This is a genomic window from Streptomyces netropsis, from assembly GCF_014203545.1.
GTDB classification, from domain to species: Bacteria; Actinomycetota; Actinomycetes; order Streptomycetales; family Streptomycetaceae; genus Streptomyces; species Streptomyces netropsis.
In genome coordinates this window covers 1-21,257 of sequence record NZ_JACHJG010000018.1, presented here as the reverse complement: position 1 = coordinate 21,257, position 21,257 = coordinate 1, and the positions used below count along the sequence as shown (strand labels likewise).

Here is a 21,257-nt window from a genome sequence, read left to right as displayed (position 1 = left end):
CCCGACACCCCTGGACCGACACCCATGACAGCAACCGCCCCGACCGAGCGCACCGGCACCGAGGTCCGGCTCACCAAGATCAGCAAGAGCTACGGCGCCTTCACCGCCGTCCACCCGCTCGACCTGACCGTCCCCGGCGGCTCGTTCTTCGCCCTCCTCGGCGCCTCCGGCTGCGGCAAGACCACCACCCTGCGCATGATCGCCGGTCTTGAGGACCCCAGCAGCGGCACCGTCGAGCTGGCCGGCGCGGACGTCACCGCCCTTCCCCCGCACAAGCGGCCCGTCAACACCGTCTTCCAGAGCTACGCACTCTTCCCGCACCTCGACATCTACGAGAACGTCGCCTTCGGGCTGCGCCGCCGTGGCATCAAGTCGGTCAAGAAGCAGGTCGGCGACATGCTCGACCTCGTCCAGCTCGGCGACTTCGCCCGCCGCAAGCCCCAGCAGCTCTCCGGCGGCCAGCAGCAGCGCGTCGCCGTCGCCCGCGCCCTGATCAACCACCCACAGGTGCTGCTCCTCGACGAACCGCTGGGCGCCCTCGACCTCAAGCTGCGCCGCCAGATGCAGCTCGAGCTCAAGCGCATCCAGACCGAGGTGGGCATCACCTTCATCCACGTCACCCACGACCAGGAGGAGGCCATGACCATGGCCGACACGGTCGCGGTGATGAACGGCGGCCGGGTCGAGCAGCTCGGCGCCCCCGCCGACCTCTACGAGACCCCCCGCACCACCTTCGTCGCCAACTTCCTCGGCACCTCCAACCTCATCGCCGCCGACGTCCTCGACGCCTCCGGCAGCGACCTGGTCCTCCAGGCCGCGAGCAGTAAACTCGCGCTCCCCGCCGAACGATGTACGGTCACCCCCCGCACCGGCGGGCGGCTGCTGATCGGGATACGACCCGAGAAGATCAGCCTCACCCACGCCGACGACGCCGGCACCGTCCCCGACGGCCGCAACCGTGTCACCGGCCGCATCGCCACCTCCAGCTTCATCGGCGTCTCCACCCAGTACCTCGTCGACAGCCCCGTCACCGCCGGCGCCGCGCCGCTGGCCGTCTACGAGCAGAACATCGAGCGCGACCGCCGGCTCGTCCCCGGCGCCGAGGTCGTCCTGCACTGGAACCCCGGCCACAGCTTCGGTCTCGACGCCGCGCAGAGCATCGAGGCGGGCACGGACGCGGGGGAGGGCACCTGATGGCATCCCCGCAGGCCACCGCCACCGACCGGCCCGCCCCCGAGGCCCCGCCCGCGCTCCGCGCGGCGGCCCGCCGCAAGAAGCTCGTCCCCTACTGGCTGCTGCTCCCCGGCATCCTCTGGCTGCTCGTCTTCTTCGCCGCGCCGCTCGTCTACCAGGCCTCCACGTCCGTACAGACCGGCTCGCTCGAAGAGGGCTTCGAGGTCACCTGGCACTTCGCGACCTACTGGGACGCGGCCACCGAGTACTACCCGCAGTTCCTGCGCTCGGTCGGCTACGCCGCCACCGCCACCGCGGGCTGCCTCGCCCTCGGCTACCCGCTCGCCTACCTCATCGCCCTCAAGGCGGGCCGCTGGCGCAACCTGCTGATGATCCTCGTCATAGCGCCGTTCTTCACCAGCTTCCTGATCCGCACCCTGGCCTGGAAGACGATCCTCTCCGACGGCGGCCCCGTCGTCTCCGCCCTCAACTCGCTGCACGTCCTCGGCCTCACCGACGCGCTGGGCATCACCGAGGGCCACCGCGTGCTCGCCACCCCGCTGGCCGTCGTCTGCGGCCTGACCTACAACTTCCTGCCTTTCATGATCCTGCCGCTCTACACCTCCCTCGAACGCATCGATCCGCGACTCCTCGAGGCGGCCGGCGACCTCTACGCCAAGCCGATCACCACCTTCCGCAAGGTGACCTTCCCGCTGTCCATGCCGGGCGTCGTCGCGGGCACCCTGCTCACCTTCATCCCCGCCACCGGCGACTACATCAACGCCGAACTGCTCGGCTCCACCGACCAGAAGATGATCGGCAACGTCATCCAGTCCCAGTTCCTGCGCGTCCTGGACTACCCGACCGCCGCCGCGCTGTCCTTCATCCTCATGGCGGCCATCCTCGCCATGGTCACGCTCTACATCCGCAAGTCCGGGACGGAGGACCTGGTCTGATGACTGCTCCCTCGGGCCTGTCGCGCGTGACGCGCTGGCTGCGCCGCAACCTCGTCGTGATCGCCGGGCTCACCACGCTCGGCTATCTGATGCTGCCCAACGTCATCGTGACGGTCTTCTCGTTCAACAAGCCCAACGGCCGGTTCAACTACGAGTGGCAGCGCTTCTCCACCGACGCCTGGACCGACCCCTGCGGCGTCGCCGACCTGTGCGGCTCGCTGTCCCTCAGCCTCCAGATCGCCGTCTGGGCGACCCTCGGGTCGACGGTCCTGGGCACGATGATCGCCTTCGCGCTCGCCCGCTACCGCTTCCGCGCCCGCTCCTCGGTGAGCACCCTGCTCTTCCTGCCGATGGCCATGCCCGAGGTCGTCATGGCCGCCTCGCTGGCCACCCTCTTCCTCAACATGGGCGTCACCTTCGGCTTCTGGACCATCCTCATCGCCCACATCATGTTCTGCCTGAGCTTCGTGGTCACGGCCGTCAAGGCGCGCGTGATGAGCATGGACCCCCGGCTCGAACAGGCCGCCCAGGACCTCTACGCCACCCCGCTGCAGACCTTCCTGCGCGTCACGCTCCCGATCGCCGCCCCCGGCATCGCCGCGGGCGCGCTGCTCTCCTTCGCCCTGTCCTTCGACGACTTCATCATCACGAACTTCAACGCCGGCTCCACCGTGACCTTCCCCATGTTCGTCTGGGGATCCGCGCAGAGGGGCACACCCGTTCAGATCAATGTCATCGGAACGGCGATGTTCGTCATCGCCGTGCTGTGCGTGCTCGTCGGTCAGCTGGCCGGCGGACGCCGAAAAAGGAGCTGAGAACATGGCCGCTCGTGCCATGAACCCTGTCCAATCACTTTCCGACGCCGCGCCGCGCCCCTACTGGCTCGACGACCCCGCCCGGCCGGCCCCCCTCCCCGCGCTCGTCGGCGACGAGCACTGCGATCTGCTCGTCGTCGGCGGCGGTTACTCCGGCCTGTGGACCGCGCTGAACGCCAAGGAGCGCGACCCCGGCCGGGACGTCGTCCTCATCGAGAGCCAGGAGGTCGGCTGGGCCGCCTCCGGCCGCAACGGCGGCTTCTGCTCCTCCTCCCTCACCCACGGCTGGGCCAACGGCCAGTCCCGCTGGCCCGAGGAGCTCACCACCCTGGAGCGGCTCGGCCGCCGCAACCTCGACGAGATCGAGGCCGCCCTCACCCGGCACGGCGTCGACTGCGACTTCGAGCGCACCGGCGAGATCGACATCGCCACCGCCCCGCACCAGGTGCAGGAGCTGCGGGAGGCCGCCGACGAGGTGGCGGCCCTCGGGCTCCCCGACTACGAATTCCTCGACCGCGACGCCCTGCGCGCCGAGGTCGACTCCCCGACCTTCCTCGCCGGGCTCTGGGACCGCACGGGCGTGGCGATGCTGCATCCCGCGAAGCTCGCCTGGGGCCTCAAGCGCGCCTGCCTGGACCTCGGCGTCCGGATCTACGAACAGACCCCCGGCACCGAGCTGTCCTCGCGCAACGCCGGCGTCGCCGTCCGCACCCCCTACGGCAGGGTCTTCGCCCGGCACGCCGCGCTGGGCACGAACGCCTTCCCCTCGCTGGTCAAGCGGCTGCGGCCGTACATCACCCCGGTCTACGACTACGCGCTGATGACCGAGCCGCTCAGCGCCGAGCAGTTGGCCGCCGTCGGCTGGAAGCGGCGCCAGGGGCTCGGCGACGCGGCCAACCACTTCCACTACTTCCGCATCACGAGCGACAACCGCATCCTGTGGGGCGGCTACGACATCGTCCATCACTACGGTGGTGGGGTCCGCTCCGAGTACGACCACCACCCCGCCACCTACCAGAAGCTCGCCGAGCACTTCTTCCGCTGCTTCCCGCAGCTCGAAGGCGTGCGGTTCACCCACAACTGGGGCGGTGCCATCGACACCTGCTCGCGCTTCTCGGCGTTCTTCGGTACCGCCCACGGCGGCCGGGTCGCCTACGCGCTCGGCTACACCGGCCTCGGCGTCGGCGCGAGCCGCTTCGGCGCGGACGTCATGCTCGACCTGCTCTCCGGCGAGCGCACCGAGCGCACCGAACTGGAGATGGTCCGCAGCAAGCCGCTGCCGTTCCCGCCCGAGCCGGTGCGGTCGGTGGGGATCGGCATCACCCAGTGGTCGATGGCCCGGGCCGACGAGAACGGCGGCCGCCGCAACCTCTGGCTCAAGGCCATGGACAAGGTCGGCATGGGCTTCGACAGCTGACCCACCGCCGCGCGAGCGGTTCGCGTTCACGCGCCCGCTCGCGCCCGGCGCGTGGCCCGTCGGCCCGGTGCGCCCTTCACCACCCGTTTGGGGACGGAAAACCCGGAAACCCGCGTAATGATCCGCGCTGGGCGGCCTCTCATCCGTGAACGCAGGACAAGCGGACACGGAGCGGAGGAACCACGCATGAGTGGCGACGCGGGGGCGAGGAACGCGGTGGAGTGGCTGGCTTCGGCGGCACCCGACCCCGAGACCTGCCGGTGGGAGTGGGAACGCAGCCCCTTGGGGGTGGCGCTGCTGCCCGCGGGCCGGCTGTGGGACGTGCTCATTCTCCCCGGCGGGCTCGGCTACCCCACGCTGGAGGTGCTGAGCCGCCGCGCCGGCCGGCCCGGCCCGGTGCTGGCCGACAGCCGCGTGGGCTTCTTCGTCCCGCCGGGCACGGCCGCCCGCTGGGTCGCCACGGGCGTACGGGGGGCCGGGCACGGCGCGTGGATCGTCGTCCCCCACCCCGGCCGGTCCGTGAGCGGGGTGCGCTGGATCGTGCCGCCCGACGGGTCGGGCACGCTCAACGACCCGGCGACGCTGGAACTCGCGATGCACGAGGCCGTCGCCGGCCGCGGCGGACCGGGCCGGTGAGCAGCAGGGCCAGCCCCCACAGGAGCACACCGGACAGACACCACGCGCCCACGACGTCCAGCGGCCAGTGGTAGCCGCGCCGGACGAGCCCGATGCCCACGCCGACGTTGAGCAGCACGTACCCGGTGATCGTCACCGTGCGTGCGCGTGACGGCGGCGGCGGGCCGGTCCGGTGGAGCAGGAGCAGCACCGCGGCGCCGTAGGCGACGGCCGCCGTGGCGGTGTGACCGGAGGGGAAGAATCCGTCGTGCGCGCCGCCCGGCATGCCGGGCGGGCCGGGGCGGGCGATCGCGTTCTTGACCGGGACCACCAGGGCCGGCACGACCGCCATCGTGAGCGCCGCGGCGAGCGGGGGCAGCCACCGGCGGGGCGCCCGGGCCCGGAAGAGCGACGCGATCACCGCGGCGGCCAGCACGGGCAGCGCGACCGCCGTGTTGCCGAGGTCGGCGAAGAACTCCGCGACGCCGTGGGGGATGCCCGAGGCGGCCACCGCACGGCCCAGCCGCTCGTCGAGGGCGCGCAACGGTCCGTGGACGGCGATCTGCCAGGTGACCAGGGCGAAGAGGAGTGTGCACAGCCCCGGGAGGAGGACGGCGGGTGACGTCACCGCCGACGGGCGCGAAGTCGGCGGCCCCGGAACAGGGGGGGTAGTTCCGAGGCCGCCGTGGGGACCGGTGGGCCGCGCGCCCCGGGGGGTGTGGGACGGGCGGTCTTCCGATCGGTGAGGATGTCCGGAGCCAGGGGCTCCAGTGGTGTGCGCGATGGCACGACCGGGTCGGCACTGGGGAAGTACCGGCTCGGCATCGCCCGCAGTCCCCTGCGAGCGAGGTGTTTCACTCATCTGAAGAAACCGTACGGCAGGTAGGGCGGGCCGGACACCCGGATCACCCCTCCACCACCTGCCCCGCACAGGTTCTTCACTCCCCGTATCCATGACCCGTGGCCACACCCGTGGCCACACCCGTGGCCACACCCGTGGCCACGGGTGGGGATCACAGACGGCCGAAGGCGGCCTCGATGATGTCCAGACCCTCGTTGAGCAGGTCCTCGCCGATGACCAGCGGCGGCAGGAAGCGCAGCACGTTGCCGTACGTACCGCACGTGAGGACCAGCAGGCCCTCCGCGTGGCAGGCCTTCGCGAGCGCGCCCGCGGCCGCCGCGTTCGGGGTCTTGGTGCCCGGCTCCACCAGCTCGATCGCGATCATCGCACCACGACCGCGGATGTCGCCGATGATGGCGCCGTTGTCCAGCTTGTCCCGCATGTCGGCGAGGCGGCCCTTCATGACCTCCTCGATGCGCTTGGCCTTGGCGTTCAGGTCCATCTCACGCATCGTCTCGATGGAACCGAGCGCCGCGGCGCACGCCACCGGGTTGCCGCCGTAGGTGCCGCCGAGGCCACCCGCGTGGGCCGCGTCCATGATCTCCGCGCGGCCGGTGACGGCGGCGAGCGGCAGACCGCCCGCGATGCCCTTGGCGGTGGTGATCAGGTCCGGGACGATGCCCTCGTCCTCGCACGCGAACCACTGGCCGGTGCGGCAGAAGCCGGACTGGATCTCGTCCGCGACGAAGACGATGCCGTTGTCCTTCGCGAACTGCGCGATCGCGGGCAGGAAGCCCTTGGCCGGCTCGATGAAGCCGCCCTCGCCCAGGATCGGCTCGATGATGATCGCCGCGACGTTCTCCGCGCCGATCTGCTTGGTGATCTGGTCGATGGCCTGGGCGGACGCCTCGGCGCCACAGTTCTCCGGACCGGTCGGCCAGCGGTAGCCGTACGCCACCGGCACCCGGTAGACCTCGGGCGCGAACGGGCCGAAGCCCTGCTTGTACGGCATGTTCTTGGCGGTGAGCGCCATCGTCAGATTCGTCCGGCCGTGGTAGCCGTGGTCGAAGACGACGACCGCCTGGCGCTTGGTGTACGCACGGGCGATCTTCACCGCGTTCTCGACGGCCTCGGCGCCCGAGTTGAACAGCGCCGACTTCTTGGCGTGGTCGCCGGGGGACAGCTCGGCGAGCTGCTCACAGACCTCCACGTAACCCTCGTACGGGGTCACCATGAAACAGGTGTGGGTGAAGTCGGCGAGCTGCGCGGACGCGCGGCGCACCACGGCCTCCGCGCTGGAGCCCACCGAGGTCACGGCGATGCCGGAGCCGAAGTCGATCAGCGAGTTGCCGTCCACGTCCTCGATGACACCGCCGCCCGCGCGCACGGTGAACACCGGCAGCACCGAACCCACGCCACCGGCGACCGTCTGAAGACGGCGGGCCTGCAGCTCCAGCGACTTCGGGCCGGGGATCGCGGTGACGACACGGCGCTCCTGGGGAAGGGACGGGCCTCCGGTCAGTTCGGTCATGAGGTGCGCTCCAGGGAGAGAAAGAGGCGGCGAAAGGGGCTTTTACGTCGCAGGCTAGGGCTGCGGGGCAGGCCTCGGCATGTTCCGTTCGGGAGCAGTGCGCGCGTCGCCTTGTCCGCCGCGGACATGGCGGCAGCGGGCGGCCGCCCCGCGCACCCTCCGAGTGATCATGCGCACGCTACGGGCGTGGCATCGCCGGGGACACTGAACTCCCGGGTGACGGCCACTAGATTGAGCGACGGCGCGCACCCGGAACGGCGGATGCGGGCACGGCGGCAGGACGGCTGGTCGGGGGCAAGGGGCGGCGATGGACACCGAGGACACGTACGGCGAACCGGGCACCCGAGGCGACCGGCTGCCCCGCCCGGCGGACCCGCCGGCCAGGCCACCCGCCATGCCCCCCGTACCGCCGGCGCCCCTCGCCAAGCCGGCTCCGGCGCTCCCCACGCCCCCTGCCCCTCCTCTCGAGCCGCCGCGCCCCGCCGCCCTGCCGCTGCCGGGCGCCGCACCCGGCGGACCGGTCCCCGCCGCCCCACCGCCCGGGTCGGCCTTCCTCGCCTGGCTGCGCACCCCGCGCCCGGCGGCGGCCCCCGGCATCTGGGCGTTCGGCCACCGGCCCCGGCCGCCGCACGAACCGGACCGGATCGCCGGCCGACCGCTGGTCAGCGGGGCGGTCATCTCCTTCCTCTGCGGCTGGCTGCTGTGGTCGCTGCTGTGGAACGGCTACCTCGGCCCGTTCTGGATCTGGCCGCTGTACGCCCTGACCCCGGACGCCTGGCACGAGGGCATGGTCGCCGTCTGGACCGTGTACATCTACTACGCCCTCGTCATCGGCGTCCTCCTCGTCGTCTTCGGCCGCCTCGGCCGCTGGGCACAGGTCTGGCGCCGCTACGCCGTCCCCGCCCTGCGCCGCCTGTGGGACGACTCCGGCACCCCGCCCCCCGCCGTCCCGACCCCCCGCGAGGACCCCGCCGAGTGGCCCCGGCTGCGCACCGCCGGGGCGCACGACGCCGCCGACCGGCTGACGGCCGACGCCCGGCACGGGCTGATGAACGACGTCGACCACGCCCGCATCGAGCACGCCTGGGAGTCGACATGGGCCCGGCCCGGCGGCCTCGCCTCCTTCACCGACACCGTGCTGCGCCACGGCGCCGCCGCCTGCGCCCACCCCTCCGGCTCCCGCGACCTGCCCGTACGCGCCGCGCTGCACGACCTCGTCACCCGGCAGGTCCGCATCGGCACCGCCGCCGACGACGACCGCAACCCCTACGACCACCGCGGCGCCGGCTGCGCGCTCGACCCCGGGCTGCTCGGCACCTCGCTCCTCGCCGTCGGCCCGCCCGGCTGCGGCAAGACCGCGCGCCTGGTGCGCCCCGTCCTGGAGTCGCTGTGCCTCCAGGCACTCGCCGGGCGGACCGCCGTCGTCGTGGTCGGCGCCGCCGGCGCCGGGCTCGCGCCGGACGAGTCCTTCGACATCGTGGTGAAGATCGGACGCCCCGACTCCGAGTACGACCTCGATCTGTACGGGGGCACCGACGACCCCGACGAGGCCGCCACGGTCCTCGCCGAAGGACTCGCAGGCGACGTCACCTCCGGCCTCCCCAGCGGGGACGCCCGGCGCGCCGCCACGGCACTCGCCCAGCTCCTCGGCCCCTACCGCGCCGCCCACGGCCGCTTCCCGTCCGTACCCGAACTGCGCGAACTCCTCGACCGGTCCGCCGACGCCGTCACCGCGCTGCGCACCGCCCTGCGGACCGCGGGCCTGGACGCCCACCTCCGGGAGCTCGACGCCCGCGAGCGGCAGGCGCAGCGCCCCGACGACCCCGGGGCGTTCCTCGCCGACCGGCTCGCCCTCCTCGACCGGCCCGCCTTCGCGCGCTTCTTCGACACCACCGCGCCCGGCCGCACCTTCTCGCTGCGCAGCCTCGAACACCCGCTGCGGGTCCGCATCGACCTGCCCGAGCGCGGCCACGCCGAGGCGTCCCGGCTGCTGGCCCGGCTCGTCCTCGCGCAGTTCACGGAATCCGCCGTCGGCCGCGCCGACCGCTCGCTGTTCACCTGTCTGGTCCTGGACGACGCCACCCACACGATCACCGCCGAGGCCGTCCGCGGAGTGCAGCGGCTGCGCTCCGCCAACGCCGGGGCCGTGCTCACCCTGCGCACGCTCGACGACGTGCCCGAGGCGCTGCGCAGCGCCCTGCTCGGCTCGGTCGGCTGCCGGATGGCCTTCTCCGGCGTCACCACCTGGGACGGCGCGCGCTTCGCCGAGGTCTGGGGCAAGGAGTGGGTCGAGACCCGCGACATCACCGACCGCCAGGTCATCGCCCACGAGCCGCTGACCCGCGCCAGCCACGTCGTCCGACGGGTGATCACCGGACGGGCGGTCACCGCCCAGTCGGTCACCGTCCGCAAGGTGGAGCGGGAGCGCTGGTCCGCCTCCGAGCTGGCGCACGCGGTGCCCGCCGGGCACGCGGTGCTGTCCGTGACGTCCGTGCAAGGAGGGAGCGCGCCGCCGGTCCTGGTCGACCTCAGGACGTGAGCGTTGGCCGGGGAATGCGCCACTGAGGCAGAATCGGTCACAGCCGTTCATACGGGACGGCACAGTCATCGCGACGCCTCTCCCGAAGGTGCCATGCCTCCTACGCTCGCCTCACTCGTCCACCACTCCGCGCTCAAGCTCGCCGTGCTCGCGGGGGAGGACCGGCTGGACACCCCCGTCCGCTGGGCGCACGTCAGCGAGCTGGTCGACCCGGTGCCGTGGATGGACGGCGGCGAACTGCTGCTGATCACCGCGATGAAGATCGACGCCGAGGACCCGGAGGCGATGCGCGGGTACGTGCGACGACTCGTCCGCGCGGGTGTCGTGGGGCTCGGCTTCGCCGTCGGCGTCAACTACGAGCAGGTGCCGAGGGCACTGATCGAGGCGGCCCGGACCGAGGGGCTGCCCCTGCTGGAGGTGCCCCGCCGCACCCCCTTCCTCGCCATCACCAAGGCCGTCTCCGCGGCCATCGCCGCCGACCAGTACCGGGCGGTGACCGCCGGTTTCGAGGCCCAGCGCGAGCTGACCCGGGCCGCGCTCAGCGCGGACGGGCCCGCCGCGCTCCTCGCCAGGCTCGCCGCGCACCTCGGCGGCTGGGCCGCGCTCTACGACGCGTCGGGCGCGGTCGTGGCCGCCGCCCCCGAATGGGCCGAGCGCCGCGCCGCCCGGCTGAGCGCCGACGTCGAGCGGCTGCGGGAACGGCCCGCGCCCGCCAGCGCCGTCGTCGGCGCGGACCCCGGCGACGAGGGAGCCGACCGCGTCGAGCTCCAGTCCCTCGGCACGGGCCGCCGCACCCGCGCGGTCCTCGCCGTCGGCACCGACGCGCCCCTGGGCACCGCCGACCGCTACGCCGTGCACTCCGCGATCGCGCTCCTCACCCTCACCACCGAACGCTCCCGTGCCCTGCGGGACGCGGAACAGCGGCTGGGCGCGGCGGTGCTGCGGATGCTGCTGGCGGGCGAGCCGGAACACGCGCGGACCGTCGCCGGGGAGCTGTACGGCGGGCTGCTCGACGCGCCCTTCCGGATGCTCGTCGCGGAAGCGGCCTCCGACGTGCCCGGCGAGGCGGAGGCGGCGGAGCCGCGCGACGCCGGCACCGGCCCGCAGGACCCGCTCGGCGGGCTCGCCGACGCGCTGGAGACCGCGGCGAGCCGGGTGGCCGAGCCGGTGCTCGTCGTCCCCGACGGCAGCCGGCTGATCGTCCTCGCACCGGACGGCGGCGCGGCCGTCGCGGCCTGCGCCGAGCACGCCCGCGCGATCGAAGCCCGCCGCAGCGCCGCGAAGGGCCGGACGACCGCGGCCCGCACCCCGCGCGAACGCACCGCCCCCGCCCCCGACGAGGGCCGCCTCGACGTGGTGCTCGGCCTCTCCGCCCCGGCCGCCGCCATCGCCGCCGCGGCCGCCTTCCACCAGGCCGAACAGGCCCTGTCCGTGGCCCGCCGCCGCGGCCGGGTCCTCGTCGAGCACGAGGAGGTCGCCGCCGGTTCCGTCCTCCCGCTCCTCGCCGACGAGGCGGTACGGGCCTTCGCCGACGGCATGCTCCGGGCCCTCCACGAGCACGACGCGACGGGCCGCGGCGACCTGGTCGCCTCGCTCCGCGCCTGGCTCTCCCGGCACGGACAATGGGACGCGGCCGCCGCCGACCTGGGCGTCCACCGCCACACCCTCCGCTACCGCATGCGCCGCGTCGAGGAGATCCTCGGCCGCTCCCTGGACGACCCGGACGTCCGCATGGAGCTGTGGCTGGCCCTCAAGGCGACATCGAAGTAGCCGGACGGCCTCCGGCCGGGGCCGCCCGATCCGCCGGCGCTGAGCCCCTGCGGCAGCCCGCGGTGTCGGGACCATGCCGCCGAACCCCGCGCGGGACGCGCCCCCGCGTCGGCGGGACACCACGGCCCTGGCCGTCCCGATCCGTGCCGCAGGCCCGCGTGGAGCGTGCCATCCGCCCGGCAGCGCCGGGAGCCCGTGCCGCGCGGGGCGCGCGCCACCGCCCCGGCGGGCGCCGGAGACGCCCTTAACCCTCCATCGCGGCGCGCGAGCGCCCCCGTGTCGGCGGGACACCACGGCCCTGGCCGTCCCGATCCGTGCCGCAGGCCCGCGTGGCACGCGCCGCCCGCCCGGCGGTACTGGGAGCCCGTGCCGCGCGGGGTATGCGTCACCCCCCGGCGGCGCCGGGGACGCGCTTATCCCTCCATCGCGGGACGCACCGCCGCGTCGGCGGGACACCGCGGCCCCGGTCGTCCCGATCCGTGCCGCAGCCCCTTAACCCTCCATCGCGGCGCGCGAGCGCCCCCGTGTGCGCCATCTCGGACAATCGGCCCCCGGCCGACCCGCACCTACGGTGGGGGAGCTAATCATCCGCACCACCTGGAAGGGCCGGGATTGTGACTGCTCCCCACGCGTTCTGGCTGGCCGGCCGCGAGGCCACCGGCGAGGACACCTTCGACGTCACGAACTCCTGGGACGGCCGTCTCGTCGGCACCGTGAGCGTCCCCACCGAGGAGCAGGTCGAGGAGGCCGTGGCCGCCGCGCACGCCGTGCGCGACGAGTTCGCGGCGACCCCCGCGCACGTCCGGGCCGCGGCCCTCGACCACGTGTCGAAGCGGCTGACCGAGCGCACCGAGGAGATCGCGCAGCTCATCTCCGCCGAGAACGGCAAGCCCATCAAGTGGGCCCGCGGCGAGGTCGGCCGCGCCGTCTCGGTGTTCCGCTTCGCGGCCGAGGAGGCCCGTCGCTACAACGCCGGTGACGCCCAGCGGCTGGACACCGACGCCGGTGGCGTCGGCCGGCTCGCGCTGACGCGCCGGGTCCCGCGCGGCACCGTGCTCGGCATCGCGCCGTTCAACTTCCCGCTCAACCTGAGCGCGCACAAGGTCGCCCCGGCCATCGCGGTCGGCGCCCCGATCATCCTCAAGCCCGCCCCGGCGACCCCGATCTCCTCGCTGATCCTCGGCGAGCTGCTGGCCGAGACGGATCTGCCGGCCGGTTCGTGGAGCGTCCTGCCGGTGCCCAACGACCGGATGCCCGCCCTCGTCAAGGACGAGCGGCTCCCGGTCATCTCCTTCACCGGCTCCGGCCCGGTGGGCTGGTCGATCCTCGACTCCGTGCCGCGCAAGCACGTCACCCTGGAGCTCGGCGGCAACGGCGCGGCCGTCGTCCTCGCCGACTGGTCCTCCGAGGCCGACCTGGACTGGGCGGCGCAGCGCATCGCCACCTTCTCCAACTACCAGGGCGGCCAGTCCTGCATCTCCGTGCAGCGCGTCATCGCCGACGCCTCGCTGTACGAGCGGCTCCTGCCGAAGGTCGTCGCGGCCGTCGAGGCGCAGGTGACCGGCGACCCGTCCGACCCGGCGACCGAGGTCGGCCCGCTGGTCAGCGAGGACGCCGCCAAGCGCGTCGAGTCGTGGGTCGACGAGGCCGTCGCGGCCGGCGCCAAGCTGCTCGCGGGCGGCAAGCGCGAGGGCGCCACCTACGCCCCGACCGTGCTCGCCGACGTCCCCGCCGACGTGACGATCGCGTGCGAGGAGGTCTTCGGACCGGTCCTCACGATCACCAAGGCCGACGACGAGGCCGCCGCCTTCGCCGCCGTCAACGACTCCCCGTACGGCCTCCAGGCGGGCGTGTTCACGCACGACCTGAAGACCGCCTTCCGCGCGCACCGCGCGCTGGAGGTCGGCGGCGTGGTCGTCGGCGACGTGCCGTCCTACCGCGCGGACCAGATGCCGTACGGCGGTGCCAAGCAGTCCGGCGTGGGCCGCGAGGGCGTGCGCTACGCGATGGACGACTACACCTACGAGCGGGTGCTGGTCATGACCGGCCTGGACCTGTAAGCACAGGATCCGCGAGACGGACGGCCGGGACGCACCGCTGGTGCGCCCCGGCCGTCCGCCGTTTTCCCCGCCGCCGGGCCCGTCGGAGCCCCATGGCCCGATCCTTGCGCAGAGTGGCAGCGCGGCCAGTCGCCGGGGGGCTTCCGCTCCGGCAGCCTGGAGGCATCGAACGGCACCACCGCGAGGAGAATCCGCCATGTCCGACACCACCGCCGCCACCAGCCCCGGCACCCCTCGCCACATGCGCGCCATCCGGCAGGAGAAGGCGGGCGGCCCCGAGGTGCTGGAGCTGGTCGAGACCGCACGCCCCGAGCCGGGCATCGGCGAGGTCCTGGTGCGGGTCCACGCCGCCGGGGTCAACCCCGTCGACTGGAAGACCCGGACGCGCGGCCGCTTCTACTCGGGCCACACCCCGCCCTTCACCCTCGGCTTCGACGTGTCCGGCGTGGTCGAGAAGGTCGGCGAGGGCGTGACCGTCCACGCCGTCGGCGACGAGGTGTACGGCATGCCCCGCTTCCCGGCCCCGGCCGGCGCCTACGCCGAGTATCTGACCGCCCCCGCCCGCCACCTCGCGCCCAAGCCGCACGGCATCGAGCACGTACGGGCGGCCGCGCTGCCGCTGGCCGCGCTCACCGCCTGGCAGGCCCTGGTCGACACCGCCGACGTGCGGGAGGGACAGCGCGTCCTGATCCACGCGGCGGCGGGCGGCGTCGGCCACCTCGCCGTCCAGATCGCCAAGGCCCGCGGCGCGTACGTCATCGGCACGGCGAGCGCCGCCAAGCACGAGTTCCTGCGCGGCCTCGGCGCCGACGAACTGATCGACTATCACGAGCAGGACTTCGCCGAGGCCGTCGGGGACGTCGACGTCGTCCTGGAGTCCGTCAGCGGCGACTACCCGGCCCGCTCGCTGCGCACCCTGCGCCCCGGGGGCATCCTCGTGTCGCTCCTCCCGCTGGAGGAGTCGGTGTACGCCGAGGCCGGTGCCCGCGGTGTCCGCGCCACCCGGCTGATGGTGGAGCCGGACCAGGCGGGCCTGCGCGGCATCACCGAACTGGTCGAGTCCGGGCGGCTGCGGTGCGAGATCGCCGCCGTACTGCCCCTGGAGGACGCCGCCAAGGCGCACGAACTGGGCGAGACGGGCCGTACCTCCGGGAAGATCGTGCTCACCGTCCACGTCTGACCGGACCGATGACGGGATGACCGGCGCCGCGCCCGCCTTCCCCCGTTCACCGGCAAGCACGCCCGCCCCGCCCCGCCGCGACGGGGGCGGTGGGTTCCGGCCATCCCCGGCCCGTCGGGCGGACACGGGTTGATCGGCATGCGCGAGCGCGCCAGGATCTACGGGGGAACCCTGGCCGCCGGACCGCGCGACCACGGTGGGTTCGAGGTCCGGCCGGCTCTTCCCCCGCAGCCGGCCGCCCGGTCCCGGTCAGCGGCCGGAGCCGCACGGGAGAGGGACGGACCGGGGCATGACGGCAAGCGCTGACGAGGCGGCGGACATCCGTGTCCTCGTCGTGGACGACCAGATCCTCATCCGGGCCGGCGTCGCGGCGCTGCTGCGCGCCGCCCCCGGCACGACGGTCGTCGCCGAGGCCTCCGACGGCGAGGAGGCCGTCGCGGCCGCCGCCGAGCACCGGCCCGACGTGATCCTCATGGACATCCGGATGCCCGGCCTCAGCGGCACGGCCGCCACCGAGCGGATCCTGGCCGCCGCCGAGCGGGACGGCGTGCCCGCCCCGCGCGTCCTCGTCCTGACCACCTTCGACCTCGACGAGTACGTCTACGAGGCGCTGCGCGCCGGGGCCGCCGGCTTCCTGCTCAAGGACGCCGGCCCGCACCGGCTGCTGGCCGCCGTCGCCGCCGTCGCGGGCGGCGACACCCTCTTCGCTCCGACCGTCACCCGCCGCCTCGTCGAGGCCTTCGCCCACCGGCTCCCCACCCCCGCCCCGCCGCCCGAGACGCTCGGGGCGCTCACCGGCCGCGAGCTGGAGGTGCTGCGCCTGACCGCGCGCGGCCTGTCGAACGCGGAGATCGCCGACGAGCTCGTCATCAGCGAGGCCACCGTCAAGACCCATCTGAACCGGGCCATGGCCAAGCTGGGCCTGTGCAGCCGCGCCCAGGCCGTCGTGGTCGCCTACGAGAGCGGACTCGTCACCCCCGGCGCGGGACGCTGACCCGCACGCCTTCACCCGCGCCGTTCACCCGCTCGTACGGTCGAGGGTGTACGCCGCAGGCCGGATCATTGCGCGCGGTCTGGTAGAGCCCGTGGGGATCGGGTAGGTACATACGGACGAGTAGCACCGGTCGGTAGTCGACCGGGACAACCGCCCCGACTTAAGCGGCGAGGTGCCTGATGTCCGCACCATCCGTACGACCGGTCTCCGAGCGAGAAGCCCGCCAGGTCGCCGAAGCGGCCCGCGAGCAGGACTGGAAGAAGCCCAGCTTCGCCAAGGAACTCTTCCTCGGCCGGTTCCGGCTCGACCTGATCCATCCGCATCCCTCCCCCGCGGTGGAGGACGTCCGGCGCGGCGAGGAGTTCCTGTCCAAGCTGCGCGACTTCTGCGAGACCCGGATCGACAGCGCCCGGATCGAGCGCGAGGCACAGATCCCGGACGAGACGATCGACGGGCTGAAGGAACTCGGCGCGCTCGGCATGAAGATCGACACCAAATACGGCGGCCTCGGCCTGACCCAGGTCTACTACAACAAGGCCCTCGCCCTCGTCGGCTCCGCCAGCCCGGCCATCGGCGCGCTGCTCTCCGCCCACCAGTCCATCGGCGTGCCCCAGCCGCTCAAGCTCTTCGGCACCCAGGAGCAGCGGGACACCTTCCTGCCGCGCTGCGCGCGCACCGACATCTCGGCGTTCCTGCTCACCGAGCCGGACGTCGGCTCCGACCCGGCCCGGCTGGCCACCCTCGCCGTGCCCGACGGCGACGACTACATCCTCGACGGCGTGAAGCTGTGGACCACCAACGGCGTCGTCGCCGACCTGCTCGTCGTCATGGCCCGGGTGCCCAGGAGCGAGGGCCACAAGGGCGGCATCACCGCCTTCGTCGTCGAGGCGGCCTCCGAGGGCGTCACCGTCGAGAACCGCAACGCCTTCATGGGCCTGCGCGGCCTGGAGAACGGCGTCACCCGCTTCCACCAGGTCCGGGTCCCCGCCGCCCACCGCATCGGCCCCGAGGGCGCCGGGCTGAAGATCGCCCTCACCACCCTCAACACCGGCCGCCTCTCGCTGCCCGCCATGTGCGTCGGCGCCGGCAAGTGGTGCCTGAAGATCGCCCGCGAGTGGTCCACCGTCCGGGAGCAGTGGGGCAGGCCCATCGCCCGGCACGAGGCCGTCGGCTCGAAGATCGCCTTCATCGCCGCCACCACCTTCGCCCTCGAAGCGGTCGTCGACCTCTCCTCGCAGATGGCCGACGAGGACCGCAACGACATCCGCATCGAAGCGGCCCTGGCCAAGCTCTACGGCTCCGAGATGGGCTGGCTCATGGCGGACGAGCTGGTCCAGATCCGCGGCGGCCGCGGCTTCGAGACCGCGGCCTCCCTCGCCGCCCGCGGCGAGCGGGCCGTCCCCGCCGAGCAGATCCTGCGCGACCTGCGGATCAACCGCATCTTCGAGGGCTCCAGCGAGATCATGCACCTGCTGATCGCCCGGGAGGCGGTCGACGCCCACCTCTCGGTGGCCGGCGACCTCATCGACCCCGAGAAGACCCTCGGCGACAAGGCCAAGGCGGGCGCCCGCGCCGGCGGCTTCTACGCCCGCTGGCTGCCAAAGCTCGTCACCGGCCCCGGACAGCTGCCGCGCACCTACGCCGAATTCCACCCGCCCGGCCACCGGGACCTCTCCGGCCATCTGCGCTTCGCCGAGCGCTCCTCGCGCAAGCTCGCCCGCTCCACCTTCTACGCCATGTCGCGCTGGCAGGGCCGCCTGGAGACCAAGCAGGGCTTCCTCGGCCGGATCGTCGACATCGGCGCCGAGCTCTTCGCCATCAGCGCCGCCTGCGTCCGCGCCGAGGCCCTGCGCGCCGAGGGCGACCACGGCACCGAGGCCTACCAGCTCGCCGACGCCTTCTGCCGCCAGTCCCGGATCCGCGTCGAGGAGCTGTTCGGCCGGCTGTGGACCAACACCGACGAGCTCGACCGCAAGGTCGTCTCCAGCGTGATGTCCGGTGCCTACGAGTGGCTGGAGCGCGGCGTCGTCGACCCCAGCGGCGAAGGCCCCTGGATCGCCGACGCCACCCCCGGCCCCTCCAAGGCGGAGAACGTCCACCGGCCCGTCCACTAGGGCCTGCCCGGCGGATCTTGTCGTCGTCCTGCGGGTGGTCCCGCCCCTGCACCACCGCTGCGCGGCGGTGTCTCTCAAGCGTCGGACGGGTTGGTCGCTGCCCGGAACGGGCTGGACGCGCACCTGCGTCAGCCGCATCAAGCCGGTCCGGCGTTTGAGGACGCGCCCGCGGGGCGCCACCGCCGCAGGCGGCGGCCGGGCGGCAGTCAGGCAAGGATCCGCCGGACGGGCACGGGGCGGCCGCGACACCCGGATGCTTCGGTCACGGAAGGCGGGCGGGGGGCTCCCGGTCCGCCTTCCGGACGGAAGAGGCAACAATGGGGCCCATGACGGACTCCCTCGCTGACCCGCATCTGCGCTACGCCGCGCCCCCCGCCTCCGGCGGCCCGCGCGAGATCGTGATCCTCGGCTCGACCGGCTCGATCGGTACCCAGGCCATCGACCTCGTGCTCCGCAACCCCGACCGGTTCGTGGTGACGGCCCTGTCGGCCGCCGGCGGCCGGGTGGCACTGCTCGCGGAGCAGGCCCGGCGGCTGCGGGTCCGGCGGGTCGCCGTCGCGCAGGCCGACAAGGTGCCGGCCCTGCGCGAGGCGCTCGCCGCGCAGTACGGCGGCGAGCCGCTGCCCGAGATCCTGGCCGGTCCCGACGCGGCCACCGAGCTCGCGCGCGGCGAGTGCCACACCGTCCTCAACGGCATCACCGGCTCGATCGGCCTGGCGCCCACCCTCGCCGCCCTGGAGGCCGGCCGGACCCTGGCCCTGGCCAACAAGGAGTCGCTGATCGTCGGCGGCCCGCTGGTCAAGGCGCTCGCCAAGCCGGGACAGATCATCCCGGTCGACTCCGAGCACGCCGCGCTCTTCCAGGCGCTGCTGGGCGGCACCCGCGCCGAGGTCCGCAAGCTCGTCGTCACCGCCTCGGGCGGGCCCTTCCGCGGCCGGACGAAGGCGGAGCTCGCCGCCGTCACCCCCCAGGACGCCCTCGCGCACCCCACCTGGTCCATGGGCCCGGTCATCACGATCAACTCCGCGACCCTGGTCAACAAGGGGCTGGAGGTCATCGAGGCGCATCTGCTCTACGACATCCCCTTCGACCGCATCGAGGTCGTCGTCCACCCGCAGTCCTACGTCCACTCGATGGTGGAGTTCACCGACGGCTCGACCCTCGCGCAGGCCACCCCGCCGGACATGCGCGGCCCGATCGCCATCGGCCTCGGCTGGCCCGAGCGGGTCCCGGACGCGGCCCCGGCCTTCGACTGGTCCAAGGCGTCCACCTGGGAGTTCTTCCCGCTCGACGAGGAGGCGTTCCCCTCGGTCGCCCTGGCCCGGCACGTGGGCGGCCTCGGCGGCACCGCGCCCGCGGTCTTCAACGCGGCGAACGAGGAGTGCGTCGACGCCTTCCTCGCCGGCCGACTGCCGTTCAATGGCATCGTGGACACCGTCGCCGAGGTGGTCGCCGAGCACGGGACCCCCGCCGCGGGAACCCACCTCACGGTCCCGGACGTCCTGCAAGCGGAGACCTGGGCACGCGCCCGGGCCCGCGAACTGGCAGGTCGTACGGCATCGGCGGCCCGTACGGCTCAAGCGACCTCGGAGGCCCCCGTATGACGACACTGATGACGATCCTGGGGATAGTCGTCTTCGTGGTGGGCTTGCTCTTCTCCATCGCCTGGCACGAGCTGGGACACCTCTCGACCGCGAAGATGTTCGGCATCCGCGTGCCGCAGTACATGGTCGGGTTCGGCCCGACGATCTTCTCGCGGAAGAGGGGCGACACCGAGTACGGCATCAAGGCCATTCCGCTCGGTGGCTACATCCGCATGATCGGCATGTTCCCGCCCGGCGCGGACGGGAAGATCACCGCCCGCTCCACCTCCCCGTGGCGCGGCATGATCGAGGACGCGCGCTCGGCCGCCTTCGAGGAGCTGCGGCCCGGCGACGAGTCCCGGCTCTTCTACACGCGCAAGCCGTGGAAGCGCGTGATCGTGATGTTCGCGGGGCCGTTCATGAACCTGGTCCTCGCGGTGGTGATCTTCCTCGGCGTGATGATGTCGTTCGGCATCAACACCCAGACCACGACCGTCTCCACGGTCTCGGACTGTGTCGTCTCGGCCAACGCCAAGACCGACAAGTGCCCCACCGGCGCCAAGGACTCCCCGGCCAAGGCGGCCGGTCTGCAGCCCCGCGACAAGATCGTGGCCTTCAACGGCCACCGGGTCGGCGACTGGGCCACCCTCCAGAAGGACATCCGCAAGACCACCGGCCCCGCCACGATCACCGTCGAGCGGGACGGGCAGCGCAGGACGCTGACCGCGGACCTGATCTCCAACGAGGTGCAGAAGTACGACGGCAAGGGCACGCCCGTCAAGGGTGAGACGGTGACGGCCGGCTTCCTCGGCTTCACGCCCGCCACCGGCGTCGTCCCGCAGTCCTTCGGTCAGTCCGTCGACCGTATGGGCGACATGATCCAGTCCGGTGTCGAGTCACTGATCGCCCTGCCCGGCAAGGTCCCCGACCTGTGGAACGCGGCCTTCGACGACGGTGAGCGCAAGCCCGACTCGCCGATGGGCGTCGTCGGCGCCGCCCGTGTCGGCGGCGAGGTCTTCAACCTCGACATCCCGCCGTCGCAGCAGGTCGCGACCATGCTCTTCCTGGTCGCGGGCTTCAACCTCTCGCTGTTCCTGTTCAACATGCTGCCGCTGCTGCCGCTGGACGGCGGACACATCGCCGGCGCGCTGTGGGAGTCCGTCCGGCGGGCCTTCGCGAAGGTCTTCCGACGGCCCGACCCGGGCCCGTTCGACGTGGCGAAGCTGATGCCGGTGGCCTATGTGGTGGCCGGAATCTTCATCTGCTTCACCCTCCTCGTCCTGATCGCGGACGTCGTGAACCCCGTACGGCTCACGTAGCGGGCACAGCGAAAAAATCGGGCACCTGCCCATTTGTGACGGCCGGACGCGCTTTGTGTCCGGCCGTCCGCCTTTGCGTGTTCTTCGCGGCGGGATGTGCTTCGAGGTGACCCGGTGCCGTAATCTCGAATCCCGGAGCCCGCCGATCTCGGGACCTTGATTCATACCTTGGGGTTGCTCGCCACATGACTGCGATTTCGCTCGGAATGCCGTCCGTCCCGACCAAGCTCGCCGACCGCCGGGTCAGCCGCAAGATCCAGGTCGGGTCGGTGGCTGTCGGTGGTGATGCGCCGGTGTCGGTCCAGTCGATGACGACGACGCGGACGTCGGACATCGGTGCGACGCTTCAG

16 protein-coding genes are annotated in these 21,257 nt (G+C 73.0%); 14 read left to right on the top strand and 2 right to left on the bottom strand.

What is annotated here, in order from left to right:
* Positions 1–24 precede the first annotated feature (24 nt).
* The 5 genes from FHS38_RS31260 to FHS38_RS31240 all read left to right on the top strand — a co-directional run bounded on the left by FHS38_RS31260 (position 25) and on the right by FHS38_RS31240 (position 4,997).
* The gene (locus tag FHS38_RS31260; protein WP_184739359.1) at positions 25–1,194 is read left to right on the top strand and encodes an ABC transporter ATP-binding protein; all 1,170 of its coding nucleotides are present in this window, start codon (positions 25–27) and stop codon (positions 1,192–1,194) included.
* On the top strand, positions 1,194–2,129 hold the full coding sequence (locus FHS38_RS31255) for an ABC transporter permease (RefSeq protein WP_184739357.1): 936 nt from the start codon (positions 1,194–1,196) through the stop codon (positions 2,127–2,129). The genes FHS38_RS31260 and FHS38_RS31255 overlap by 1 nt, the downstream gene beginning before the upstream one ends.
* Positions 2,129–2,944: an ABC transporter permease gene (locus FHS38_RS31250; protein WP_184739355.1), complete on the top strand. Its 816-nt coding sequence runs from the start codon at positions 2,129–2,131 to the stop codon at positions 2,942–2,944. The genes FHS38_RS31255 and FHS38_RS31250 overlap by 1 nt, the downstream gene beginning before the upstream one ends.
* Positions 2,945–2,948: 4 nt before the next feature.
* Positions 2,949–4,361, top strand: coding sequence for an NAD(P)/FAD-dependent oxidoreductase (locus FHS38_RS31245; protein ID WP_229822829.1), 1,413 nt, complete (start codon positions 2,949–2,951; stop codon positions 4,359–4,361).
* A gap of 186 nt (positions 4,362–4,547) precedes the next feature.
* A complete protein-coding gene (locus FHS38_RS31240; protein ID WP_184739353.1) occupies positions 4,548–4,997 on the top strand; it encodes a bifunctional DNA primase/polymerase in 450 nt (149 codons plus the stop codon).
* Here the strand turns inward: FHS38_RS31240 and FHS38_RS31235 are convergent.
* Both FHS38_RS31235 and gabT read right to left on the bottom strand, forming a co-directional pair.
* A complete protein-coding gene (locus tag FHS38_RS31235; protein ID WP_308433615.1) occupies positions 4,927–5,604 on the bottom strand; it encodes a phosphatase PAP2 family protein in 678 nt (225 codons plus the stop codon). The genes FHS38_RS31240 and FHS38_RS31235 overlap by 71 nt on opposite strands.
* 385 nt (positions 5,605–5,989) lie before the next feature.
* A complete protein-coding gene (gabT, locus tag FHS38_RS31230) occupies positions 5,990–7,348 on the bottom strand; it encodes a 4-aminobutyrate--2-oxoglutarate transaminase (protein ID WP_184739349.1) in 1,359 nt (452 codons plus the stop codon).
* Between the two features lie 307 nt (positions 7,349–7,655).
* Here gabT and FHS38_RS31225 point away from each other — a divergent pair, with 307 nt between their 5' ends.
* The 9 genes from FHS38_RS31225 to FHS38_RS31185 all read left to right on the top strand — a co-directional run.
* The gene (locus FHS38_RS31225; protein ID WP_184739347.1) at positions 7,656–9,887 is read left to right on the top strand and encodes an ATP-binding protein; all 2,232 of its coding nucleotides are present in this window, start codon (positions 7,656–7,658) and stop codon (positions 9,885–9,887) included.
* 93 nt (positions 9,888–9,980) lie between these two features.
* Positions 9,981–11,657, top strand: a complete 1,677-nt coding sequence (locus tag FHS38_RS31220; RefSeq protein ID WP_184739345.1) for a PucR family transcriptional regulator — start codon at positions 9,981–9,983, stop codon at positions 11,655–11,657.
* 614 nt (positions 11,658–12,271) lie between these two features.
* Positions 12,272–13,717, top strand: coding sequence for an aldehyde dehydrogenase family protein (locus tag FHS38_RS31215; protein WP_184739343.1), 1,446 nt, complete (start codon positions 12,272–12,274; stop codon positions 13,715–13,717).
* A gap of 196 nt (positions 13,718–13,913) precedes the next feature.
* Complete coding sequence (locus FHS38_RS31210; protein ID WP_221495581.1) at positions 13,914–14,897, top strand: NADP-dependent oxidoreductase; 984 nt, start codon at positions 13,914–13,916, stop codon at positions 14,895–14,897.
* A 289-nt stretch (positions 14,898–15,186) separates the two neighbouring features.
* Positions 15,187–15,891: a response regulator gene (locus FHS38_RS31205; protein WP_184739341.1), complete on the top strand. Its 705-nt coding sequence runs from the start codon at positions 15,187–15,189 to the stop codon at positions 15,889–15,891.
* Positions 15,892–16,070: 179 nt separating this feature from the next.
* Positions 16,071–18,005, top strand: coding sequence for an acyl-CoA dehydrogenase family protein (locus tag FHS38_RS31200; protein ID WP_184739339.1), 1,935 nt, complete (start codon positions 16,071–16,073; stop codon positions 18,003–18,005).
* 326 nt (positions 18,006–18,331) lie between these two features.
* Positions 18,332–19,609, top strand: a complete 1,278-nt coding sequence (gene dxr, locus FHS38_RS31195) for a 1-deoxy-D-xylulose-5-phosphate reductoisomerase (RefSeq protein ID WP_184739337.1) — start codon at positions 18,332–18,334, stop codon at positions 19,607–19,609.
* Positions 19,606–20,907 (top strand): M50 family metallopeptidase, encoded by a 1,302-nt coding sequence (locus FHS38_RS31190; protein WP_184739335.1) that lies wholly within the window; start codon positions 19,606–19,608, stop codon positions 20,905–20,907. The genes dxr and FHS38_RS31190 overlap by 4 nt, the downstream gene beginning before the upstream one ends.
* A gap of 185 nt (positions 20,908–21,092) precedes the next feature.
* The coding region (locus tag FHS38_RS31185) for a flavodoxin-dependent (E)-4-hydroxy-3-methylbut-2-enyl-diphosphate synthase (protein WP_376700082.1) at positions 21,093–21,257 on the top strand (165 nt) is incomplete at its 3' end.